Source organism: Pseudomonas sp. AC255, assembly GCF_979258175.1.
In genome coordinates, this window is sequence record NZ_OZ409841.1 from 2,185,385 (window position 1) to 2,207,191 (window position 21,807).

15 protein-coding genes and 1 pseudogene are annotated in these 21,807 nt (G+C 62.6%); 6 read left to right on the forward strand and 10 right to left on the reverse strand.

The features are described 5' to 3' along the window. Window positions 1-50: 50 nt before the first annotated feature. The 3 genes and pseudogenes from ACZZ0K_RS10010 to ACZZ0K_RS10020 all read right to left on the reverse strand — a co-directional run bounded on the left by ACZZ0K_RS10010 (window position 51) and on the right by ACZZ0K_RS10020 (window position 4,018). Entirely contained in the window at window positions 51-2,285 is a 2,235-nt protein-coding gene (locus ACZZ0K_RS10010; protein ID WP_258706727.1) for a xanthine dehydrogenase family protein molybdopterin-binding subunit, read from the reverse strand. Beyond that, window positions 2,282-2,753: pseudogene (locus tag ACZZ0K_RS10015) on the reverse strand ((2Fe-2S)-binding protein). The gene ACZZ0K_RS10010 and the pseudogene ACZZ0K_RS10015 overlap by 4 nt, the downstream one beginning before the upstream one ends. After that, entirely contained in the window at window positions 2,750-4,018 is a 1,269-nt protein-coding gene (locus ACZZ0K_RS10020) for a c-type cytochrome (protein WP_374046273.1), read from the reverse strand. Before ACZZ0K_RS10020 ends, ACZZ0K_RS10015 begins: the two are co-directional and overlap by 4 nt. 296 nt (window positions 4,019-4,314) lie before the next feature. Between ACZZ0K_RS10020 and ACZZ0K_RS10025 the strand changes: the two genes are divergently transcribed. From ACZZ0K_RS10025 to ACZZ0K_RS10035, 3 genes are all read left to right on the forward strand, one after another. Beyond that, window positions 4,315-5,514: an MFS transporter gene (locus ACZZ0K_RS10025; RefSeq protein WP_076562840.1), complete on the forward strand. Its 1,200-nt coding sequence runs from the start codon at window positions 4,315-4,317 to the stop codon at window positions 5,512-5,514. A 94-nt stretch (window positions 5,515-5,608) separates the two neighbouring features. Beyond that, the gene (locus ACZZ0K_RS10030) at window positions 5,609-6,523 is read left to right on the forward strand and encodes a LysR family transcriptional regulator (RefSeq protein WP_258706724.1); all 915 of its coding nucleotides are present in this window, start codon (window positions 5,609-5,611) and stop codon (window positions 6,521-6,523) included. A 130-nt stretch (window positions 6,524-6,653) separates the two neighbouring features. Beyond that, window positions 6,654-8,156, forward strand: coding sequence for a sensor domain-containing diguanylate cyclase (locus ACZZ0K_RS10035; protein WP_258706723.1), 1,503 nt, complete (start codon window positions 6,654-6,656; stop codon window positions 8,154-8,156). 6 nt (window positions 8,157-8,162) lie between these two features. On the opposite strand, the gene ACZZ0K_RS10040 is transcribed toward ACZZ0K_RS10035, so the two are convergent. From ACZZ0K_RS10040 to ACZZ0K_RS10050, 3 genes are all read right to left on the reverse strand, one after another. Beyond that, window positions 8,163-9,701: a cryptochrome/photolyase family protein gene (locus ACZZ0K_RS10040; protein ID WP_258706722.1), complete on the reverse strand. Its 1,539-nt coding sequence runs from the start codon at window positions 9,699-9,701 to the stop codon at window positions 8,163-8,165. A 195-nt stretch (window positions 9,702-9,896) separates the two neighbouring features. After that, the gene (locus ACZZ0K_RS10045; RefSeq protein WP_258706721.1) at window positions 9,897-11,018 is read right to left on the reverse strand and encodes an alkene reductase; all 1,122 of its coding nucleotides are present in this window, start codon (window positions 11,016-11,018) and stop codon (window positions 9,897-9,899) included. A 102-nt stretch (window positions 11,019-11,120) separates the two neighbouring features. Continuing rightward, a complete protein-coding gene (locus ACZZ0K_RS10050) occupies window positions 11,121-11,798 on the reverse strand; it encodes a type 1 glutamine amidotransferase domain-containing protein (protein WP_150635214.1) in 678 nt (225 codons plus the stop codon). Between the two features lie 212 nt (window positions 11,799-12,010). Here ACZZ0K_RS10050 and ACZZ0K_RS10055 point away from each other — a divergent pair, with 212 nt between their 5' ends. Next, window positions 12,011-12,595 (forward strand): TetR/AcrR family transcriptional regulator, encoded by a 585-nt coding sequence (locus tag ACZZ0K_RS10055; RefSeq protein ID WP_056786121.1) that lies wholly within the window; start codon window positions 12,011-12,013, stop codon window positions 12,593-12,595. Between the two features lie 207 nt (window positions 12,596-12,802). Here the strand turns inward: ACZZ0K_RS10055 and ACZZ0K_RS10060 are convergent, their stop codons facing one another. Both ACZZ0K_RS10060 and paoC read right to left on the reverse strand, forming a co-directional pair. Next, on the reverse strand, window positions 12,803-13,135 hold the full coding sequence (locus tag ACZZ0K_RS10060; protein WP_258706720.1) for a hypothetical protein: 333 nt from the start codon (window positions 13,133-13,135) through the stop codon (window positions 12,803-12,805). A 25-nt stretch (window positions 13,136-13,160) separates the two neighbouring features. Next, window positions 13,161-15,371 carry an aldehyde oxidoreductase molybdenum-binding subunit PaoC gene (gene paoC / locus ACZZ0K_RS10065; protein ID WP_463559087.1) on the reverse strand — a complete coding sequence of 737 codons (2,211 nt, stop codon included), beginning with the start codon at window positions 15,369-15,371 and terminating at the stop codon, window positions 13,161-13,163. A 266-nt stretch (window positions 15,372-15,637) separates the two neighbouring features. On the opposite strand from paoC, the gene ACZZ0K_RS10070 reads away from it, so the two are divergent. Both ACZZ0K_RS10070 and gabP read left to right on the forward strand, forming a co-directional pair. Further along, entirely contained in the window at window positions 15,638-17,764 is a 2,127-nt protein-coding gene (locus ACZZ0K_RS10070) for a TonB-dependent siderophore receptor (RefSeq protein WP_258706718.1), read from the forward strand. Between the two features lie 235 nt (window positions 17,765-17,999). Then, complete coding sequence (gene gabP, locus ACZZ0K_RS10075) at window positions 18,000-19,406, forward strand: GABA permease (RefSeq protein ID WP_252867640.1); 1,407 nt, start codon at window positions 18,000-18,002, stop codon at window positions 19,404-19,406. Here the strand turns inward: gabP and ACZZ0K_RS10080 are convergent. After that, a complete protein-coding gene (locus tag ACZZ0K_RS10080) occupies window positions 19,403-19,615 on the reverse strand; it encodes a hypothetical protein (RefSeq protein ID WP_041480326.1) in 213 nt (70 codons plus the stop codon). The two genes, gabP and ACZZ0K_RS10080, sit on opposite strands and share 4 nt — an antisense overlap. A gap of 18 nt (window positions 19,616-19,633) precedes the next feature. Next, window positions 19,634-21,685: a pyridoxamine 5'-phosphate oxidase family protein gene (locus ACZZ0K_RS10085; RefSeq protein WP_258706717.1), complete on the reverse strand. Its 2,052-nt coding sequence runs from the start codon at window positions 21,683-21,685 to the stop codon at window positions 19,634-19,636. Window positions 21,686-21,807: the final 122 nt, after the last annotated feature.

Consider the following 21,807-nt stretch of genomic DNA (forward strand, 5'->3'; position numbering starts at 1 on the left):
CGCGCAACGCAACGGCACCCGCGCTCATCGCTGATGAACGCGGGCGTGGTTCAGGCGGGTTGGGTAGAGCGGGTCAGCGGCAGGTTCAGCCAGCGCCGACCGGTGGCATTGCTGACCGCGTTGCCGAGGGCAGCAGCCATTGGCCCTTGGACGATTTCGGCAGCACCGAGGAAGGGTTCGCCCGGTTGATCGAGCAGGTGCACATCGACCTTTTTTGGCAATTGGGTGAAACGCAGAATCGGATAACCGCTCCAGTCGTAGCTGCGAATGCCGCCGGCGTCGTAGGCGACCTGTTCGTAGAGCGTCCAGCTCGCCGACTGGACGATGCCGCCCTCGACCTGATTGCGCAGGCCATCGGGGCTGACGATCTGGCCGACGTCGACCGCTGTCACCACATGATCGACGCGAATTTCGCCAGTCTGCGGATGCACCCGCAGTTTCACCGCGAGGGCGCAGTAACCCATGATGTTCTTGTAGCGGGCGAAGGCAAAACCGATCCCCGCGCCGGGCTCGTTGCTCTTGTGGGGCCAGCCGATTTCATCACGCACGCGCTCGATCACGGCGCGGGCACGCGGATCGCTCAGATGGGCCAGGCGCAACGCCACCGGATCAAGGCCAGCCTTGATCGCCAACTCATCGATACCCGCCTCGATCGCAAAGATGTTGATGTGCGCACCGAGCGAGCGCATGGCCGAAGTGCGGAACGGCATGGTGGTGACGAAATTCATGTTGATCCGCGTCGCGCTCAGTTCGTACAGCGGCACCGCGTTGCGATCACCGTCACCTTCGGGCTGAGCGATTGGCACCGACGGCGCCGAGGCGAAGGGTTTCGCCAATAGACGTGCCGGCAGCAAGCGCCCGGCATTGACGATGCGTTCGTTGTGCGGCGTGGTCCACAGCTCGTAGTTCCAGTCCTGCAAACGGCCGTGGCTGAGGCCGGCATCGACTTCGGTGACCATCGCCGAACTGTACGGCTCCCAGAGATTTTCCTGCTCGCGCATCCATTGCACGCGCACCGGCGTGCCCGGCAGGCGCATCGCGATCAGCGCAGCATCGGCGGCGGCATCATCGGCGCCGTTGTGGCCGTAGCAACCCGAGCCTTCGGTATGAATGCAGCGCACACGCTCCGGCGGCAGACGCAGCATCTCGGCGATACCAGCGCGCAATGGATAGACACCCTGGGTGTGGGTCCACACCGTGAGCACGCCGTCGTTAAACCAGGCGACCGCACAGGACGGGCCGATCGAGCCGTGCATCAAATACTGCTTGGTGACCCGCGCTTTGAAGCGCATTTCGGTCGCGCCGCCGAGATTGCCGGTGTTGCTGATCGGATAGCGCTTGGAGGGCAATTGCTTGAGCAAATCGTGAATCCCGGCGGCTTCGGGAATCGCCTCGCCGCCGCTCCACTTGGCACTCTCGATGCCGCTGCGCATGGCTTTGATCGCTTGCCACTCATCACCGGCGACCACCGCCAGATAGTTGCCGTCGCGGATCACTTTGACCACGCCGCTGAGCGCCTCAATCGATGCCGTATCGAATGCCTGCAGCGTGCAGCCGGGACGCGGCGGGCGAATCACCCGCGCATGCAGCATGCCCGGCAGGCGCATGTCTTGCACGAACGCCGCGCCGCCGCTGACCTTGGCCGGGATGTCCAGGCGCGGCAGGTTGTGCCCGATCAGTTTGAAGTCGGCCGCCGCCATCGCTGGTGATTGTGCCTTGGCGTATTGGTGCACATCGACATGCTTGACTGCTTCGGCATAAGCCATGCGCTGACCGGCTGGCCCTTCGATAATGCCGTCGCGAGTGCTCAGTTGCGCAGCATCGACTTGCCAACTGCGCGCAGCGGCATCGACGAGCATTTCCCGCACCTGCGCGGCGGCGTTGTACAGCGCGGTGCCGCTGTCGAAAATGCTGTGGCTGCCGGCGGTGTAGCCTTCGTTGGGCGTCAGTGCGGTGTCGGCGGTGAGCAAATTGACGGCGCGGGCCGGCACCTGCAAACGCTCGGCAGCGATTTGCAGCAACGCGGTTTTCACTCCAGTGCCCAGTTCGACCTTGCCGGTGTACACGGTGATGCCGTCGGCGCCAATGCGAATCCACGCGTCCAGGTAAGGGTTGGTGCGCAGGCTGCCGGGCAAATCGGGGGCAAGGACCACGGTGCCGAGGGTGTCGACTTCGGTGTCGGCCAAGACACGCTGCGCTACCGGCATCAGGGTGAAGGCCATCAGTAGTGCGCCGCCACGCAGGAAGGCCCGGCGGCTGGGGTTCAAGCCGTTAGCTTCGCTCATGTCCGGCTCCCGTTGTGCCCGGCCACCTGCTTGATCGCCTCGATGATGCGCAAGTGCGTGCCGCAACGGCACAGATTGCCGGCCATGTGCTCGCGGATGGTTTGTTCGTCCGGGTGCGGATCACGTTCGAGCAACGCCTGCGCGCGCATCAGCATGCCGGCGATGCAGTAACCGCATTGCGCCGCTTGCTTGTCGATGAATGCCGTTTGCAACGGGCCGGGTTTTTCTGCGCTGCCGAGGCTCTCCACGGTGCGGATTTTTTCCTTCAAGGCCTGCGCAGGGCGTGAGGCAGGCGAACACCGGCTGGTCGTCGACGATCACCGTGCACGCGCCGCACTGGCCCAGGCCACAGCCGTACTTGGCGCCGTTGAGGTTCAAGTGGTTGCGCAGCGCATACAGCAGCGGCATGTCCGGCTCCAGCTCCAGCGCTTGGGCGGCTCCATTGACGGTGAGAGTGATCTGGCTCATTTCGTCTCCTGACGTAACGCTTCAATAGTGGAAGAGAGGTCGGCCCATGGCTGCTCGGGTCTGGCTTGCTCGCGCAGATACGCGGCGAGGGCGCCGAGCTGGGCGTTGTCGAGGCTGGCGGCGAACGGCGGCATCACCGGGCCGGGCGCGCCGGGAATGGCGGGCACGCCGTCAAGCACGCTCTTGAGAAAGTTGCGCGGGCTGGCCGCTTGTAGCGCCGAGGTGCTTTCCAGGCCTGGGCGGCCGTCGATTTCACGCATCGGCGCGGCGGGTGCGTGACATCCGGCGCAGGCGCTGCTGAAGAGCAGGGCGCCGCTGCTGTGATCCGCTGGACTGCTCGGCGGCTTTTGCGCAGTGATTTCGGTCACCGCGTGCGGGCTTTGCAGGCTCAGCAGGTAGTCGGCAATCGCCTCGGCTTCACTGGCCGGCAAGCGCGCCAGACTCAGGCTGACCGGACGCATCGGGCCGGCGGGTGTGCCGTGGCCATCGACGACATCGGCGCGCAGGTAGCCGACCAATTGCTCGCGACTCCACGGATTGGCGCGCTGCCCGAGGCCGACCAGGGCCGGCGCTTCCCAGCCATCGACGCTGCCGCCCTGCAGATACTCCGAGGATTTCTCCGCGCCAATCAGGTTCAGCGGCGAATGGCAGCCGGCGCAGTGGCCCGGGCCGTCGACCAGATAGCGTCCGCGATTCCATGCCGCGCTGTGTTCGGCCTGCGGCGTGAGCGGCTCGCCATGCAGAAACAGCAGATTCCAGAACGACACCAGCGGGCGGATGTTCATCGGGAAGTTCATCTGGTTCTGCCGCGCCGGGGCGTGTACGGCGGGGCCGCTCACCAAGTAGGCATAGGCGTCGGCGATGTCTTCGGAGCTCATGCGCCGGTAGTGCACGTAGGGAAAGGCCGGGTAGAGAAAGTGGCCGTCGCGGGCAATGCCTTCGCGCATCGCCCGCTCGAAGGCCGGCAGTGACCATTCGCCGATGCCGGTCTGCGCATCCGGGGTGATGTTGGTGCTGTACAGCGTGCCGAACGGCGTCACCAGCGGCAGCCCGCCAGCCAGGTATTCGCCGCCGGGGCGGGTATGGCACACCGCGCAGTCACCGGCCTCGACCACCCGTGCGCCGCGTTGCAACTGCGCAGTATCGAATGACGTCGGCCGTTTGATTGGCGCGATCGCCGGGCGCCACATCAGCGCGACGGCGACGATCAGGCCGAGTACCGCGAGCACGGCGACGCTGAACCACAGGGTTCTGGATTTGAGCAAATGGCTATTCATGGTCGGCAGAAAAACGCGGCGGACAGTGGCAGGACGAGTGCAGTGCGGGTCATGGAAACGCTCCTTGTAGCAGCCGGGAAGGGCGCCGATGCGGACGTCTGCGCCAGGGCCAAAGCGTAGAGAAGACCCTTGCAGCGGAGAATCACCGGCCCACGCAACAGCGCGTTGCGCCACAAGCAACGTTGCGCGCCGCGCATCAGTGCGTTGTCAGTGGCACGGATTCTCGCCCCCGCCGGCTGACCGTAGCCTTGGCACAACTTTCCCGAACTCAACGAGGTGTCACCATGCTTACGGGCAACCCTGCCGTTGCGGCCCCGGCCGAACAGCCTGCTTCACTCTCCGGCCTGATGGTCGCGTTTCTGGCATTTTGCTGCGGCGCGGTCGTCGCCAACCTGTATTACGCACAACCCATCGTCGAACTGATCGCGCCGCAGATCGGCCTCTCCAGCGCCAATGCCAGCCTGATCGTGTCGCTGACGCAGTTCGGATACGCGCTGGGCTTGTTGCTGCTGGTACCGCTGGCCGACCTGATGGAAAACCGCCGTCTGGTGGTCGGCTTCACCCTCGCTGCCAGCGTGACGCTGTTGTGCGCTGGCCTGACTCATTCGCCGTCGCTGTTTCTGCTGCTCTCTTTGCTGATCGGCCTGACTTCGGTGGCAGTGCAGATCCTCGTGCCGCTGGCGGCGCATCTGGCGCCGGAAGCCAGCCGGGGCCGCGTGGTCGGCAATATCATGAGCGGCCTGCTCTTGGGGATTCTGCTGTCGCGGCCGCTGTCGAGCCTGTTGGTCGAAGTGTTCGGCTGGCGCGGGGTGTTTTACAGCGCGGCGGCACTGATGGCGGTGATCGCGCTGATTACCGCTGTGGCACTGCCGCGCCGGGTGCCGACGCACAAAGCCACCTATGTCGCGTTGATCGGTTCGGTGTTTGCCTTGGCCCGACGCTTTCCTGTGTTGCGCCAGCGTTCGCTGTATCAGGGTTTGCTGTTCGCCAGTTTCAGCCTGTTCTGGACGCTCGCGCCAATTGAGCTGATGCGTCACCACGGTTTCAGCCAGGCGCAGGTGGCGATCTTTGCGTTGGTCGGCGCGGTGGGTGCGATTGCTGCGCCGATTGCCGGGCGTCTGGCCGATGCCGGGCACGGTCGTCGCGGTACCTTGGTGGCGTTGCTGCTGGCGCCGCTGTCACTGTTGATCGCCGCGTTGCCGGGCAGTGGTTACGTGTGGCTGGTGGTGTGTGCGGTGCTGCTGGATTTTGCCGTGCAGCTGAACATGGTCCTCGGCCAGCGCGAAGTCTACGCCCTCGACCCGCACAGCCGCGCACGCCTGAATGCGGTGTACATGACCAGCATCTTCGTCGGCGGCGCCCTCGGTTCACTGGTCGCCAGCCCGCTGTACGAACACTTCGGCTGGAACCTCTCGGCCGTCGCCGTAGCGGTGTTGCCGGCGCTGGCGCTGGCGTTGTTCCTGAGCCGCAAGGCTGATGGCTGAGGTCGCGATGAGGCCCGGCAAGCACGACGATACAAGACGTGTGGCGAGCACTGATGCACAATCAGCGGCGTTCCCTCACCACCGGATCCCGCTTATGGACAAGTTGCTGGCATTGAAGATGTTTGTTGAAACCGTGCGCTGCGGGGGCTATTCCTCGGCGGCGCGCAAGCTTGGGATTTCGACGTCTTCGGTGACACGGCAAGTGGCGGGGCTGGAGAACGAGTTGGGCGCCAGCCTGCTCAATCGCACCACGCGCAACACCAGCGTGACCGTCGCCGGTCAAACCTATTTCGAGAAGGCCGTGGCGATTCTCGATGCCATCGACGAAGCCGATGCGGTGGTCGCCGATCGTGGCAGTGATGCCCAAGGCCGCTTGCGCATCAGCGTGCCGGTGGAGTTTGGCCGCCGGCTGATCGCGCCGCACCTGAGCCGCTTGCTTGAACGCCATCCCGGGCTGGAGATCAGCCTGTCGTTGAGCGATCAGGTCAGCGATTTGCTCAGCGAGCAGATCGACGTTTCAGTGCGGCTCGGTTCTACGGTGGTCAGTGAAGACATCGTCAGCAAACGCGTCGGGCAGTTTCAGCGTTGGATTGTCGCCAGCCCGGATTATCTGGCGCGCAGCGGCGTGCTCGAACATCCGCGGGATCTGCTTGAGCACCAATGCCTGCGTTTCGATTACGGCGGCAGCCATCATCACTGGACCTTTCAGGGCGACGAAGAGCCGATTCAGCTCAACGTTGCGGGCCGCCTGCAAAGCAACAACGCCGACATCTTGCGCGAAGCGGCAATTGGCGGTGGCGGGGTGGCGCTGCTGGCCGACTGGCTGGTGCGCGACGACGTCGCCGCCGGGCGCCTGGCGCGCTTGCTTGAGCACTACGAGGTCAATCCCGGCAGTGCCAGCAGTTGCATCAACGCGCTGTACCTGCCCAACCACCGTGGTTCGAGCCGGATCAACGTGTTCATCGATTTTCTCGTGGAAATCCTCAAACCCGCCGCATCCGCTGTTTAGCACTGCACACTCTGTTGCTGCAGCCGCTGCACACTGCTTGTATGCTTGCGCCCCGGAACACGTGGCCGCCGTGAGTGCCGACGTTCGAATGATGGCTGGAATGGATACCGGACTTCCTTAAGGTACTGACGTGAAGCGTGATACTCGCCTTGTAATGCTCCTGCTGCTGGTGATTGGCTGTTCCCTGACTTCGCTGACGATCTGGAAAGTCTGGTCTTCGCGTGAGCGCGCGCTGGCCGAGGTCGATGTGCATGGCCTGAACCTGACCCAGGCGCTCAATACCTACACCGAAGGCATTGTCCGGCAAAGCTCGCTGCTCTTGCTCGGACTGGTCGAACGTCTGGAAACCGAGGGCAACGGCCCGGCGCAGATTCAGCGCATCCAGAGTCTGATCGACCGCCAGCAGCCGCTGATGCCACAGCTCAGCGGCATCATCATCTATGACCGGAACGGGCATTGGCTGATGTCCTCCAACCGGCCGATTCCGGAGGGCGCCAACAGCAGCGACCGCGCCTATTTCATTCACCACCGTGAAAACCGCAGCCGCGAGCCGTTCATTGGCCCGCCGATCCAGAGCCGTGCCAATCACGAATGGGTGGTGACTATCAGTCGGCGCTTCAACGACGATGGCGGGCAGTTCGCTGGCGTGGTAGCGGTGACGCTGGGGGTGGAAAACTTCCTGCGGGTGTTCGGCAAACTCGACGTTGGCCAGGACGGCGCGATAGGCCTGTCGTACACCGATGGCACGCTGCTGGTCCGCTATCCGTTCCGCGAGCAGGACATGGGCCGCAACTTCTCCAAATCGCCGATCTACGCCAAATACCTCGTTGACCGCTCGGTCGGCACTGCCTCCTACACCTCCAGCCTCGACGGCGTTGAGCGGTTGTACGCGTTCCGTAAAAGCGAAACGCTGCCGCTGATCACCACCGTGGCCCTGGGCAAGGACGAAGCGCTGGCGGCGTGGCGCATCGAAGCGGCGCTGTCGGCGGTGGTGGTGATCGGGCTGCTAGGGCTGACCGGGTTGATCGGCTGGTTCCTGATCCTTGATATCCGCCGCCGCACCGAGGCCGAAGAAGCCTTGCGCGATGCCCAGCAGCAATTGCTCGCGTCCAATCGCCAGCTGGAATTACTGGCGCTGAAGGACGCGCTGACCGGCCTGGCCAACCGCCGCTGTTTCGATGAAACCCTGACGGTGGAAGCGCGGCGCGCGCAGCGTGACGGGACTTCGCTGGCCTTGCTGATGATTGATATTGATCACTTCAAATTGTTCAACGATGCCTTGGGCCACGTCGCCGGCGATGCCTGCCTGCAAGCGGTCAGCAAGATTCTTGAAGGCTGCGTGCGACGCCCCTCGGATCTGGTCGCGCGCTACGGTGGCGAGGAAATGGCGGTGATCATGCCGGCCACCGACAGCGCCGGTGCGACGGTGGTGGCGCAACTGATGCTCGAGCGTTTGCAGCAGGCGAACATCGCCCACCCGGGCAGTCCGTTTGCTCGGATCACGGTGAGTATCGGTATGGCGGTAGGGACGGGCGCCCAGCTGGATTCGCTCCCGGCGTTGATCCAGAACGCGGATCAGGCGCTGTACCGCGCCAAAGCGGCGGGGCGCAACGGGATGGCCGGGCAGGCCTGAGGCGCACTAGAAAGCTTCGCCGCTATCCAGTTTCGCCAACAGCATCTGCCCGCGTTGCCACAGCGCATCCTGCTTGGCCAGCGGCATGCGGTCGAGGTTCTTGTACATCATGCCCATGCGCTGATTGCCACGCAGGATATCGTCGTGGCGCATGAGGAAATGCCAGTACAGCGCGTTAAACGGGCAGGCATCGTCCGCGCTGCTTTCCTTGACCTTGTAGGCGCAGTCGCCGCAATAGTCCGACATCCGATTGATGTACTGGCCGCTGGCACAGTAAGGCTTGGAGCCGAGATAACCGCCGTCGGCATGCATGACCATGCCCAGGGTGTTGGGCAGTTCGACCCAGTCGAAGGCGTCCATGTAGATCGCCAGATACCATTCACAGATTTCCTTCGGCGCAATCCCGGCGAGCAAGGCAAAGTTGCCGGTGACCATCAGCCGCTGGATGTGGTGGGCGTAGGCATGTTGCAGGCTTTGGCCGATGGCCTGGCGCATGCAGTTCATCTGTGTCTGCCCGGTCCAGTAGAACTCCGGCAGCGGGCGCGTGTTGCCAAACACATTGCCCTCGGCGTAATCCGGCATCTTCAGCCAGTACACACCGCGCACGTATTCGCGCCAGCCGATCAGCTGCCGAATGAAGCCTTCGGCCGCGTTGAGGCCGATGCTCCCCGACCAGTAGGCGGCCTCGACATCGCTGCACAGCTGGCGCAAATCGAGCAGGCCGATGTTCAGCGCGGCACTGATCCGCGCATGAAACAGAAACGGTTCATCACTGGCCATGGCGTCCTGGTAATCACCGAAGCCGGCCAGCGCATAGTCGAGAAAGTATTGCCACAGGGCCTGGGCATCGGCGTGGGTCACCGGGTAATTGAAGTCATCCAGCGTGCCGTAATGCGTGGCAAAGCGCTCGCCGACCAACGCCAGCACCTCTTGGGTGATTGCGTCATTGGCGAAACGTGCCGGGTAGGGCGGTTTGGCGTGTTTGGGCAGCGCCTTGCGATTCTCCGCATCGAAATTCCACGCACCGCCGACCGGCGTACCGTCCCCGTTCAGCAGCAGCCGACTCTTGCGCCGCATCTCGCGGTAGAAAAACTCCATGCGCAGCTGCTTCTTGCCGCTGGCCCAATTGGAGAACTCTTCGCGGGAGCAGAGGAAACGGCTGTCTGAATGCCAGTGCACGGGCAAGCCCGAATCTTTGATTGACTGCTCAAGGCGCCAGTCGCCGCATTCGGTGATATGAATCTGTTCGGCGCCGGTGAGGGTTTGCCAGCGCTGCAATTCGCCGGGGATGGAGCCGCTGTTATCCGGGTCGTCGAGGCGGACGTATTGGACGCGGTAGCCTTTATCGCGCAACGCCTCGGCGAAGTGGCGCATGGCGCTGAAGATCAGGGCGATTTTTTGCGGATGATGAGCGACGTGGGTCGCTTCCTCCATGACCTCGACCATCAGCAGCAGGTCGTGCTGGGGATCGAGTGGCTGCAGGGAGGCCAGGTCGAAAGACAGCTGGTCGCCGAGGATCAGGAGCAAGCGGTGGGCAGGGGGCATGGAGCTAAGTCCGGTGAACGATTCGAACTCCAATAGTTATACAGATTGTTTGTTATGTATAGGTTTTAGCGGCCACTGACATCCTATTGTGGGAGCGAGCCTGCTCGCGAAAGCGTCCTGTCAGTCAATACAAGTGCTGACTGACCCACCGCCTTCGCGAGCAGGCTCGCTCCCACAGGAACTTGTTTTGGGTTCTTAGGCGGGGTAGGTCGGATAGTCGATGTAGCCCTCGGCACCGCCGCCATACACCGTCGCCGGATTCAATTGGTTCAACGGCCAGTCATGAGCAATCCGCGCCGGCAGATCCGGGTTGGCCATGAACGGTCGGCCAAACGCAACGAGATCGGCCAGCCCTGACTCAAGCAATTGCGCGCCGGTTTTGGCGGTGTAGCGACCGGCATAAATGATCGCGCCGCTGAACGTGTCGCGCACGGCCTGGCGAAAGGTCTGCGGCATCGCTGGCGCGTTGTCCCAGTCGGCTTCGGCGATCGACAGGTAGGCGATGCCGACGTCTTCGAGAATCTTGATCGCCGCAATGTAAGTTGTGTGCGGATCTTCCTCGACCAGGCCCAGATACGTCCGCGCTTCATCAGTTGTAGTGAACAACGGCGCGAAACGCACACCGACCTTGTCCTTGCCGATGCATTCGGCGACGCCGGCCACCACTTCGCGCAAGAAGCGCAAGCGATTATCCAGTGAGCCGCCGTACTGATCGGTGCGCAGGTTGCTGTGGGCGGAGATGAACTGGTTGACCAGATAACCGTTGGCGCAATGCAGTTCGATGCCGTCGAAACCTGCATCCATCGCGTTGCGCGCGGCCTGGATGTACAGCTGAATCAGTTCCTGCACTTCATCGGTGCTCAGCGCGCGCGGAGCGGACGGCGGCACCAGTTCACCGACACCAGGCGCGGTTTCGATGAACACGCTGACGCGGTCCGTCGCCACCGCAGAGGCCGACACCGGCGCATCACCATTGGGCTGCAACGCCGTGTGCGAGACCCGACCGACATGCCAGAGCTGGGCGAAGATCACACCATCCACCGCGTGCACCGCCTCGGTGACTTTGCGCCAACCGGCGATCTGCTCCGGCGTGTGAATGCCCGGCGTCCACGCATAACCCTGGCCGCGCGGTTCGATCTGGGTGCCCTCGGTGACCAGTAAACCGGCACCGGCGCGCTGCTGGTAATACTCGGCCATCAATTCGTTGGCGACATTGCCCGGTTGCGTGCTGCGCTGGCGGGTGAGGGGCGGCAGGACGATGCGGTTTTTCAGGGTGTGTGCGCCCAATTTGGCAGGCGTGAAGAAAGCGTTTTTCATGGAGTAAGCCTGGAATCTGATTAGACCAGTCGACTAGTGACTGGGCAAAAAAACAACGCCGGGCGGTACGCACGCGGCGTTGATCGGGGTAGAGCGAGGGATTCAGCCGAGCATCTTCAACAGCTTTTCGGCAACGGCGGCGGAGCTGGCCGGGTTCTGGCCGGTGACCAGTTGACCGTCAGCCACCACATGCACCTGCCAATCGGCGACTTTCGAATAGCGCCCGCCCAGACGCTGGAATTCGTCTTCGATGAGGAACGGCACCACGTCAGTCAGACCAACAGCAGCTTCTTCGGCGTTGGTGAAACCGGTGACGTCGCGATCTTTGACGATCGGCTGGCCGTCAGCGCGCACCACATGACGCAACACGCCGGGTGCGTGGCAGACAAAACCGTGAGGTTTGTTGGCGCGGTCGAAGGCTTCGATCAGTGCAATCGAGGCCTTGTCTTCGGCCAGATCCCACAGCGGGCCGTGGCCGCCTGGGTAGAACACGGCGTCGAAATCTTCGGCCTTCACGTCAGCCAAACGGCCAGTGGTGGCGAGTGCCTGTTGTGCAGCCGGATCAGCGCGGAAGCGATCGGTTTCGGCAGTCTGCGCGCTTGGCTCATCGCTTTTCGGATCGAGCGGCGGCTGGCCGCCGGCAGGCGATACCAGCGTGACGTCGGCGCCGGCGTCCTTGAAGGCGTAGTAGGGCGCGGCGAACTCTTCCAGCCAGAAGCCGGTTTTCTTGCCGGTGTTGCCGAGTTGATCGTGGGAAGTCAGAACCATCAAGATTTTCATAGAGCACCCTTGGTTTGGTCAGGCATCGGCACAGGGCGAGGAATTCGCTCAGCGTCGGCACCGCATGAATTTGTGTCTCGGGGCGCAGCATAGGTTCCAATTAGACCAGTCGTCTAGTAATTTTTTCAGAAAATGTTTTTGCTCGTCGGTTATGGCAAACTCCCGGCCTTGAGAAGTATACGACTGGTCTATTGTCTGGAATTTTGCGCACCATGAAGCCGACCTTTGACGACACCCGCCAACACTTACTCGACACCGGCCACCGGATGATGGCCGAGAAGGGCTTCACCAGCGTCGGCCTCAACGAGATCCTGCAGACCGCTGGCGTGCCCAAGGGCTCGTTCTATCACTACTTCAAATCCAAGGAGTTGTATGGCCAGGCGCTGCTCGAGGATTACTTCGTCGACTACCTCGCCGACATGGAGCGCCGCCTGACATTGCCTGGGCTGACTGCGTTCGAGCGTTTGATGGATTACTGGCAGGGCTGGCAGAACCGCTGCACCCTCGAAGGCCACGGCGATGAATGCCTGGTGGTGAAACTCAGCGCCGAAGTCGCCGACCTGTCCGAATCAATGCGCTTGACCTTGCGCGACGGCGCCGAACGCATCGTCGCGCGCATCACCGAATGCATCGAACAAGGCCAAAATGACAAAAGCTTGCCCGAGGGCGATGCGCGGAAGTTGGCAGAGACGCTGTATCAGCTCTGGCTCGGCGCGAGTCTGCTGAACAAACTGCAGCGCACCGGACAGTCGCTGGAAACCTCAATGGCGATGACCCGGCAGCTTTTGCGAGTCTGAGCCTCGCCGCAGGTCCCTGTATGAGTGAACCACCGATCTTGATTCAATCCCCAATCCCTGTGGGAGCTGGCTTGCCAGCGATGGCGGTATATCTGCTACATCAATGCTGGATGTGCTGACCTCATCGCTGGCAAGCCAGCTCCCACAGGGATTTGCGGTGGTTGTCGCAGTTATGTCCAGGGAGTACCGGATCAGGCCACTCAACATTCAGTCAGGGGACTTTTCCTCTTCAGGCAGTTGGGCAAACCACTGCGCATACGGTGTATTGCTCACCTTGAAACGGTTGTAGTCCGGGCTGCCGTCATCCCACCACACCGGCCCGCGTTCACCCAGCGCGACTTTGGCGTCGTTGACGCGAGCTCTCGCCGACTTCAACGCCTGTGCATCCTCCGCACGCTTCGCCTCTTTGACCGCACGCCGCGCTGACATGAGTTCGGTTACAAACGCCTCACGCTTGGCGGCTGGCAGCGATGGGTTGCTGCAACGCCACAGCTGTTGCTTGACCACAAAATAGTGGCCATCGGGGGTGGTGGGGTACATGGGCGATATCCTGCGCGATCGAGTCTTAGACCGGGTAGGACAACTCGCCGATGAGTTTATCCAGCGTAATCGGATAATCGCGCACCCGTACGCCACACGCGTTATAGATCGCGTTGGCGATGGCCGCCGCGGCGCCGCTGATACCCAGCTCGCCGACGCCTTTGGCTTTCAACGGGGTTGCATACGGGTCGACTTCATCGAGAAAGATTACTTCCTGATGGGGAATGTCGGCGTGCACCGGCACCTCGTATCCGGCCAGATCGTGATTGACGAAAAAGCCGATTCGATGGTCCACCGCCAGCTCTTCCATCAATGCCGCTCCTGCGCCCATGGTCATGCCGCCGATGATCTGGCTGCGCGCGGTTTTCGGGTTGAGGATGCGCCCGGCGGCGCACACGGCCAGTTGCCGGCGCAGGCGAATTTCGCCGGTCGCCGCATTGACCGCGACTTCGGCGAAATGCGCGCCGAAAGTCTGCTGGGCGAAGCGCTGGGCAAGGTCACCGTATTCCATGCGGTCCTCGCCCGTCAGCTCGCCATTGGCTGCGGCCTGAGCCAAGCCAACCTGCTGCGAGCCTGCGCGAATCTGTGCATCGACAAACTCGGCTTGCTGCGGGTCAATCCCGACGGCGCGAGCGGCGGCTTCACGCAGTTTCATGCACGCGGCATACACGCCGGCAGTGGAGGAGGCGGCTCCCCACTGGCCGCCGGAGCCCGACGATTCCGGAAACCGCGAATCGCCCAAGTGCACCACGACACGGTCCAGCGGCACGCCCATCATTTCGGCGGCGGTCTGGGCGATGATGGTGTAACTGCCGGTGCCGATGTCGGTCATGTCGGTTTCCACGGTGATGACGCCTTGACGATCGAGACGCACCCGCGCCGCCGAAGCGGTGGTCGGTGCGCCGCGAATCGCCGAGGCCAGCCCGATGCCGATCAGCCAGCCATCCTCACGGCGCTGAGCGGGTTGAGGGTTGCGCTGACGCCAGCCAAAGCGTTCGGCGCCAGTGTTCAGGCATTCCACCAACTGCCGTTTGGAGAACGGCCGCGCCGGTTGCTCCGGATCGACCTGCGAGTCGTTGAGGATGCGCAGTTGCAGCGGATCCATCTGCAGCTTTTCCGCCAGTTCATCCATGGCGATTTCCAGCGCCATCATCCCCGGTGCCTCGCCCGGCGCGCGCATCGCCGAACCCTCGGCGAGATCGAGCACGGCGAGATTCAAACGAGTCATGCGATTGGCCCCGGCGTAAAGCAAGCGGGTTGACGCGGTGGCCGCTTCGGCGCGACCACCGCGCAGATTGCCCGACCAGCTCTCGTGGCCGATCGCCGTGATCACGCCGTCACGGTTGGCACCGATGCGCAGGCGCTGAAGCGTCGCTGGACGATGGGTCAGGTTGTTGAACATCAGCGGCCGCGGCAGCGCGACTTTCACCGCTCGCCCGGCATGTCGAGCGGCCAGGGATGCCAACACAGCGTCGCAAAGAATCGTGCCCTTACCGCCGAAACCACCGCCGATATACGGCGAGATCAGGCGCACATCTTCCTTGGCGATGCCGAGGGTTTTCGCCAGATCGCGCACGCCCCAGTTGATCTGTTGGATCGATGTCCACAAGGTCAACTGCGTGCCACTCCAGCGGGCAATGGTTGCGTGCGGTTCCATCATCGCGTGGGCCTGGTCAGGCGTGCTGTAGTGCTGATCGATTTGCACTGGCGCAGCGTTGAAGGCGCCTTCGAAGTCACCGACGCTGGTCTGCGGCGGCGGGCCAAAACCGGCCGGTGGCGGTGGGGTTGCGGAGTCTTTCGCAGCCGCCAGATCGAATGAACCCGCTTCGGCCACGTAGCGGATGTCGAGCAAGCCGGCGGCCGCGCGCGCCTGTTCAAAGGTGTCCGCGACGACAATCGCCACGGCCTGGTGATAATGATCGACCTGCGGCCCGGCCAAGGCCCTGGCTACGTAAAACTCGCCTTTGGCCAATGCCCCGGCGTTTTCGTAAGTGACGATGGCAATCACCCCGGACGCTTCCCGCGCTTGCGTCGAATCGATCGAGGCAATGCGCCCCTTGCCGATCCCGGCGCCGACGATATAGCCATAGGCGGCGTCCGGCACCGCTGCGTTTTGCTCGTAGGCGTAGGGGGCGGTGCCGGTGGTTTTCAGCTTGCCGTCGATGCGGTCGGCAGGTTGGCCGATCACCTTCAGCTGGTCGATCGGATTGGAGCCGGCCGGGGTGTCGAATTTCATCTGCAAATTCCTTCCAGACAGGCTGGCGACGCACACGTAGCGCGGCGCAGCCATCGGTTGACGTCGGATCTCTACGAGCCTAGGCCATCGACGCGCCACTGATAATGCGCGGATTCAGGATGGAATGATGAATCTCGCTCACCAATCCTGATCAACATGACAAATAGGAATACGTTTCAATTACTAATGCGACCGTATACCATGCGCGACGTTTTCACTGGCGGTTTTGCCCTTCGTTCTGGCCTATTCGTAAAGGTTTTCACCTCATGCGTCGAACTCTGCTTTCCATTTGTGTGCTGCAGGCGTTGTCTTCTTCCTCGTGGGCTGAGTCAGCCGAACCGACTTCTTCAACGCTTGAGCTGGAAGCCACCGACGTAGTCGGCACAGCGGATTACGAACGGGCAGACGGCCCGGTGCAGGGCTACCGCGCGACGCGTTCGGCCAGCGCCACGCGCACCGACACTTCGATTCATGAAACCGCGCAATCGATCAGCGTGGTGACCAAGGATGCCGTTGAAGACCTCGGCGCGACGCGTTTGCAGGATGCGCTGGATTACGCCGGCGGCGTCGGGCGGGCGAACAATTTCGGTGGGCAGGGCCTGACCACCTTCACCGTGCGCGGCTTCACCACGGGCGAGTTCTACCGCAACGGTTTCCCGATCAACCGTGGCTACCCGAACATGCCCGACGCCAACACCATCGAGCGTCTGGAAGTGCTGCGCGGCCCGGCGACCATGCTCTATGGCCGTGGCGACCCAGGCGGTACCTTCAACGTGGTGTCGAAACAGCCGTTGCCCGAGCGCACCGTTACGTTAGGCAGCCAGTTGAACGACCAAGGCATGACGCGCGGCACCCTCGACGCTTCCGGGCCACTCGACGAAGAAGGGCGTCTGGCCTATCGCTTGAATGTGGTGGGCGAGGGCGGTGACACCTTCCGCGATCATGTCGAGAACGAGCGCTACGGCATCACGCCGGTGCTGACCTGGCAGGCCACCGATGCGACCAAGCTGATTTTCGAAGGCGACTTCATGCGCAACAACGCGCCGCTCGATCGTGGCGTCACGCGCTACCCGGCGCAGATCGGCACCGCCTCGCGCGATACCTTCTTTGGCGAGAAGGACGTCGGCAAACTGCACAACGACAACAACATGGCGCAACTGGGTTTCGAGCACATGCTCAACGATGAGTGGACCCTCGGCGGTGGTTTCCAGTGGCTCGACGGCTCGCTCAAGGGCAACGCGATCGAGGCCAACGGCATTGCCGCTGACGGCCGCACGCTGGGGCGCAACTTCAACTACCGCAAGCTGGAATGGACCGACAAGGACACCCAGCTCAACCTCACCGGGCATTTTGATACTGGCGGTCTGCAGCACACCTTGCTCACCGGCATCGAGTATGAAGATTACGATTACAAGTCGATCATCCAGCGCTCCAGCGGCGCGGTCAGTGCCTACCCGATCGACATCTTCAATCCGGTTTACGGCCAGCCACGCCCGGCGCTGACCCGCACGCCGACCCACGACAAAGAGAACCTCAAGACCTACGCGGCATTCGTGCAGGATCAGGTAGCCCTTACCGACAAACTGAAAGTGCTGGCCGGCGCGCGTTTCGAGCGCTTCGAGCACGATTACGAAACCTACGTGCCCGGCGGCAAGAGCTGGCAGGCCAGCGACAACGCCGTCACCCCGCGTATCGGCGTCACCTACGACCTGACCGAAACCCTGGCGGTCTATGCCAACACCGCGCGCTCGTTCAAACCCAACACCGGCGCCAGTCGCGAAGGCAGCGGCTTCGCTCCGGAGAAGGGTAAGTCGTACGAGATGGGCGTGAAGTGGGAAGCGCTGGATCAGCAGTTGAGCGTCGACGCGGCGATCTACCAGATCGAAAAACGCAACGTGCTGACCACCGACCCGGTAGATTCGACCTTCAGCGTCGCCGCTGGTGAAGTACGCAGCCGTGGTTTCGACGTCAACGTCACCGGCAATCTCACCCCAGAGTGGCGAGTAGTCGGCGGTTACGCCTACGTCGACGCCGAGGTGACCAAGGACAACACGCTGCGCTCCGGCACGCGCCTGCTGAACATCCCGAAGAACAGCTTCAGCCTGCTCAATATGTACGAATTCCAGGACGGCACGCTCAAAGGCCTTGGCCTTGGCACTGGCCTGAAATACGTCGACGAGCGCGCCGGGCAGACGTCCAACACCGCGTTTTCCATGGGCAGTTACACCGTGGTCGACCTGCTGAGCTTCTACAAGGTCAACGACAAGGTGCGCCTCAATCTCGATGTGAAAAACATCTTCGATCGCGACTACGAAGAAGGCGCCTTCGGCAACGTTTACGCCTACCCGGGCGCGCCGCGAACCGTGCAGGTGGGGATTTCCTACACGCTGTAAATTGCCGCAGCGGTTGCCGCCGCCCCATGCTGGCCTGAGAGTGGCATGTCGAAATCAGACATCGGCATGCCGCACTCAGGCTAGTTGCGCGGCGGTCGGGCCACGTAAGGTGAAGCATCATTTCGTCGGCAAAGCGTCTGCGTCGCTGCTTTCGCCTGAGTCGACTCAAGGAAATGATGATCGCCTGACGCACAGTCAGTGGCCCAAACGTCGATCATGAGAACAATAAGAACCCATGACTAGCCTGAACCCCAAGGACTCCAACGGTCAGTTGGCGCAAGGTTTCAAACCGCGTCACGTCACCATGCTTTCCATTGCCGGCATCATCGGCGCAGGACTTTTCGTTGGCTCAGGCCACGCCATCGCCGCCGCAGGACCTGCGGTGCTGCTCGCTTATCTGTTCTCCGGTCTGCTGGTCGTGCTGGTCATGCGCATGCTCGGCGAAATGGCTGTCGCGCATCCCGACACCGGCTCATTTTCCACCTACGCTGATCAAGCCATTGGCCGCTGGGCCGGGTTCACCATCGGCTGGCTGTATTGGTGGTTCTGGGTGCTGGTGATTCCCATCGAAGCACTGGCCGCCGGTCACGTGCTCAATCAGTGGTTTCCCCAGGTCGATGCCTGGTTGTTCGCCTTGCTGTCGATCGTCCTGCTGGTGATCACCAACCTGTTCAGCGTGTCGAAATATGGCGAGTTCGAATTCTGGTTCGCCATGGCCAAGGTCATCGCAATCATCGGTTTCATCGGCCTGGGTTTTGCGGTGCTGATGGGCTGGATTCCCGAGCGTGAAGCCAGTGGCTTGAGCACGCTGATGGCCGAGCACGGCGGCTTTGCGCCGAACGGCATGTCGGCGGTGGTCGGCGCGTTCATCACCATCATGTTCAGTTTCATCGGCACCGAAGCGGTGACCATTGCCGCTGCGGAATCGAACAATCCGGCGCAGAACATCGCCAAGGCCACCCGTTCGGTGATCTGGCGTATCGGCATTTTCTATCTGCTGTCGATCTTCGTGGTGATTTCCGTGGTGCCGTGGAATGACCCGCAACTTGCCTCGGTCGGTTCCTACCAGCGCGCACTGGAACTGATGAACATCCCCAACGCCAAATTCCTCGTCGACGTGGTCGTGTTGATCGCGGTGGCCAGTTGCATGAACTCGTCGATCTACATTTCCTCGCGCATGCTCTATTCGCTGGGCCGACGCGGCGATGCGCCGCCGGCATTGAAGGTGACTTCGGCGGCCGGCGTGCCACGCGCGGCGGTGATCGCCAGCACGGTGATCGGCGCAGGCGTGACGTTACTCAGCTATTTCATGCCGGCCGGGCTGTTCCAGTTCCTGCTCGCCAGCTCCGGCGCAATCGCCTTGCTGGTGTACCTGGTGATCGCCATTTCGCAGTTGCGCATGCGCCGCCGACTGGAACGGGAAAAGGTCGAAATGACCCTGCGCATGTGGCTGTTTCCCTGGCTCACCTGGCTGGTCATCGCCTTTATCTGCGCGGCTTTGGCAGTGATGATGATCACCCCTGAACATCGCCTGGAAGTGACCTCGACCATTGGCCTGGCGCTGCTGATCTCGTTCATTGGCCTGGTCACCAGCCGCCAGCACGGGCCGGCGGGCAGAGTGGCGGCGGTGAGCAAAGCCTAAGCAAACAACGCCTTGAGCCCACGGGAAAACCAGCCGTTCGGGCTCGAAGGCAGATGCTCACGTTGATTGAATGAGCCCGTCAACGCGCAGGTTTCACCGGCGAGTGAACCCATCAATTGCGGCAGCAAAAAGCTGCGTTCGCATTCGCTGGCGGACAGTCCGGTTTTCTCTTGCGGCCAAACGACGCTGGTTTCGGCAAACGGCTTCATGGCACACCTCCTCAACATTCAAACATCCAGCACCAGGGTGTCGCTGCCCTGCGCCGGGGCGGCGCAGCAGATCAGCACTTCGTCATCCGCCAGACGCATGGCCGGCGGGGTGAGGTAATGCACCTGGCCGCTGGTAAGGCGGGTTTTGCAGGTGCCGCACGAGCCGCCGCGACAGCTGAACTCAGGATTCAAGCCACGCGCCTCGGCCAGTTCCAGCAAGGTGCCGCTGCCCGGTTCCCAGCGTGCTTCCTTGCCGGACGTGGCAAACAGCACCTTGACCGGCTCTTCCGCGACCGGCACTTGCGGCGGCGCCGGGGTGCTGATTTCGACATCGCGGATCAGCGTCGACGGGCCGAAGGTTTCGGCGTGGATGCGATCGTCCGGGATGCGCATTTTGCGCAGGCCGTCGTACAGCGCCTGGGTAAAACTGCCCGGGCCGCACAGGTAGAAATCGTAGTCATCCAGCGGCAGCAGGCTCTTCAGCAAGGCGATGTCGATGCGCCCGGCATGATCGTAACCCTGCGCTGTTGCTTCCAGCGGCGGCTGGCTGACCACGCGCAGCACCTTGACCTTGTCACCGGCGCGTGCAGCCAAGGCGTCGATTTCTTCGCGAAAGGCCAGATCCTCGACGGTGCGACTGCTTTGCACGACCCAGGTCGGGCGCATGCGGCTGATGCGTTTGCCCTGATAGACCACCTCGCGCAGCATCGACAGCAACGGCGTCACCCCAACCCCGGCGGCCAATAGCACCAGTGGCCGGCGTTCGGTGGCGTCAACGGTGAAATCGCCTTGCGGCGCGCGGGCTTCGATCAAATCCAGTGCCTGGACCCGATCATGCAGATGCGAGGATACCGAGCCATCGCGTTTGACGCTGATACGCAGAAACTCGTCCGACGGCGCGCTGGACACGCTGTAGGTGCGGATCGACGCGGCATCCTGGCCGTCGAGCAAGACCTTGATCGGCAAGTGCTGGCCCGGTTCGAAGCGCGGCAGGCCGAAGCCGTCGTTGGCTTGCAGGTAAAACGAACGGATCTGCGGACTCTCATCGACCACCCGCGTGACGTGCAGCGCGCGCCATTGATTGCGCAGCGCCTCGGCCTGCAAACGCTCGCGGGTCTGCTCCCAGCTGCCGGTCATTTGCGAATTGGGCGAATCGCCTTGCGGCTGCTCGGCCCAGCGCAGCGGCAGCGCGGCCTGACGGTAAACGATGCGCTGCGGCCTGAAGCGCCACAGACGTTCGGCACCCTGGAACGCGGCGATTTGCGGATCATCGAGCAGCACTTCCGCGCTACCGGTCATCTGCAACAGATCGCCGCTTTCAAAATCGATGAAGGTCAGCCCGGCGCGCGGGTTGAGCAGGATGTTGCCCAGGGTGTTGAAGAACAGATTGCCGGAGAAATCCGGGATGGTCAGGGTGCCGTCCTCGTCCATATGGACGAAACCGGATTTGCCGCCGCGATGGGACACATCGACTTGCCGCTCACCGTCGCGCACCACGTAAGTGGCCACGTAGAACGAATCGGCGGCGGTGATCATGTCGCGCACCAAGGGTTCGCTGACCGGCAGGTCGAGCGCGGTGTCGGTGGTTTCGTCGACGAACGCGTAATGGCGCAGGTTGATGTAGCGCGGGCAGTTGCCGTAAGCCTGGGTCACGCCGATCTCGAGGCTGTTGTCAGCGCGGCGGCTGATGTTGCCGTTCATGCGATTGCGCCGACGGGTGTGCAGCTCGATGCCGAGCATGCCGATCGCGTCGCCGGGCTGCAGGCCTTGATTCGCCGGATCGTTAGGCTGGGCGTCGAGTTTGATCTTCAGCACCTGTGGCGACGGCGAATCCATGAAGCCCGGTTGACCGGTGCGCAGCGTCGCCCACGGGTCGCCCTGGCCATCAACGGCGCCGAGCACGACGAAGGGCAGTTGCGCATAGAACTCGCGGTGCTGGTCCGGCATCCAGTCGCGGGCCAGTTGCCGCTGGCCGACACCGACCATCATCTCCACCGCGCCGACGGCACGTTGCAGGGTCAGCTCACCTTCATGCCAGGGCGAGGGCTGCGGTTTCGACGCTGTGTCCATTTCGATTCTCCTCGGGTGCAAACGGGCCGGTGAGCCGCCAGGGGCTGAAGCTCAAGTGGGCTCATGTTCGCCCTCGGCCGGTTGCGAGGGAATGGCCAGAAACTGCAATCCACTGTTTCACG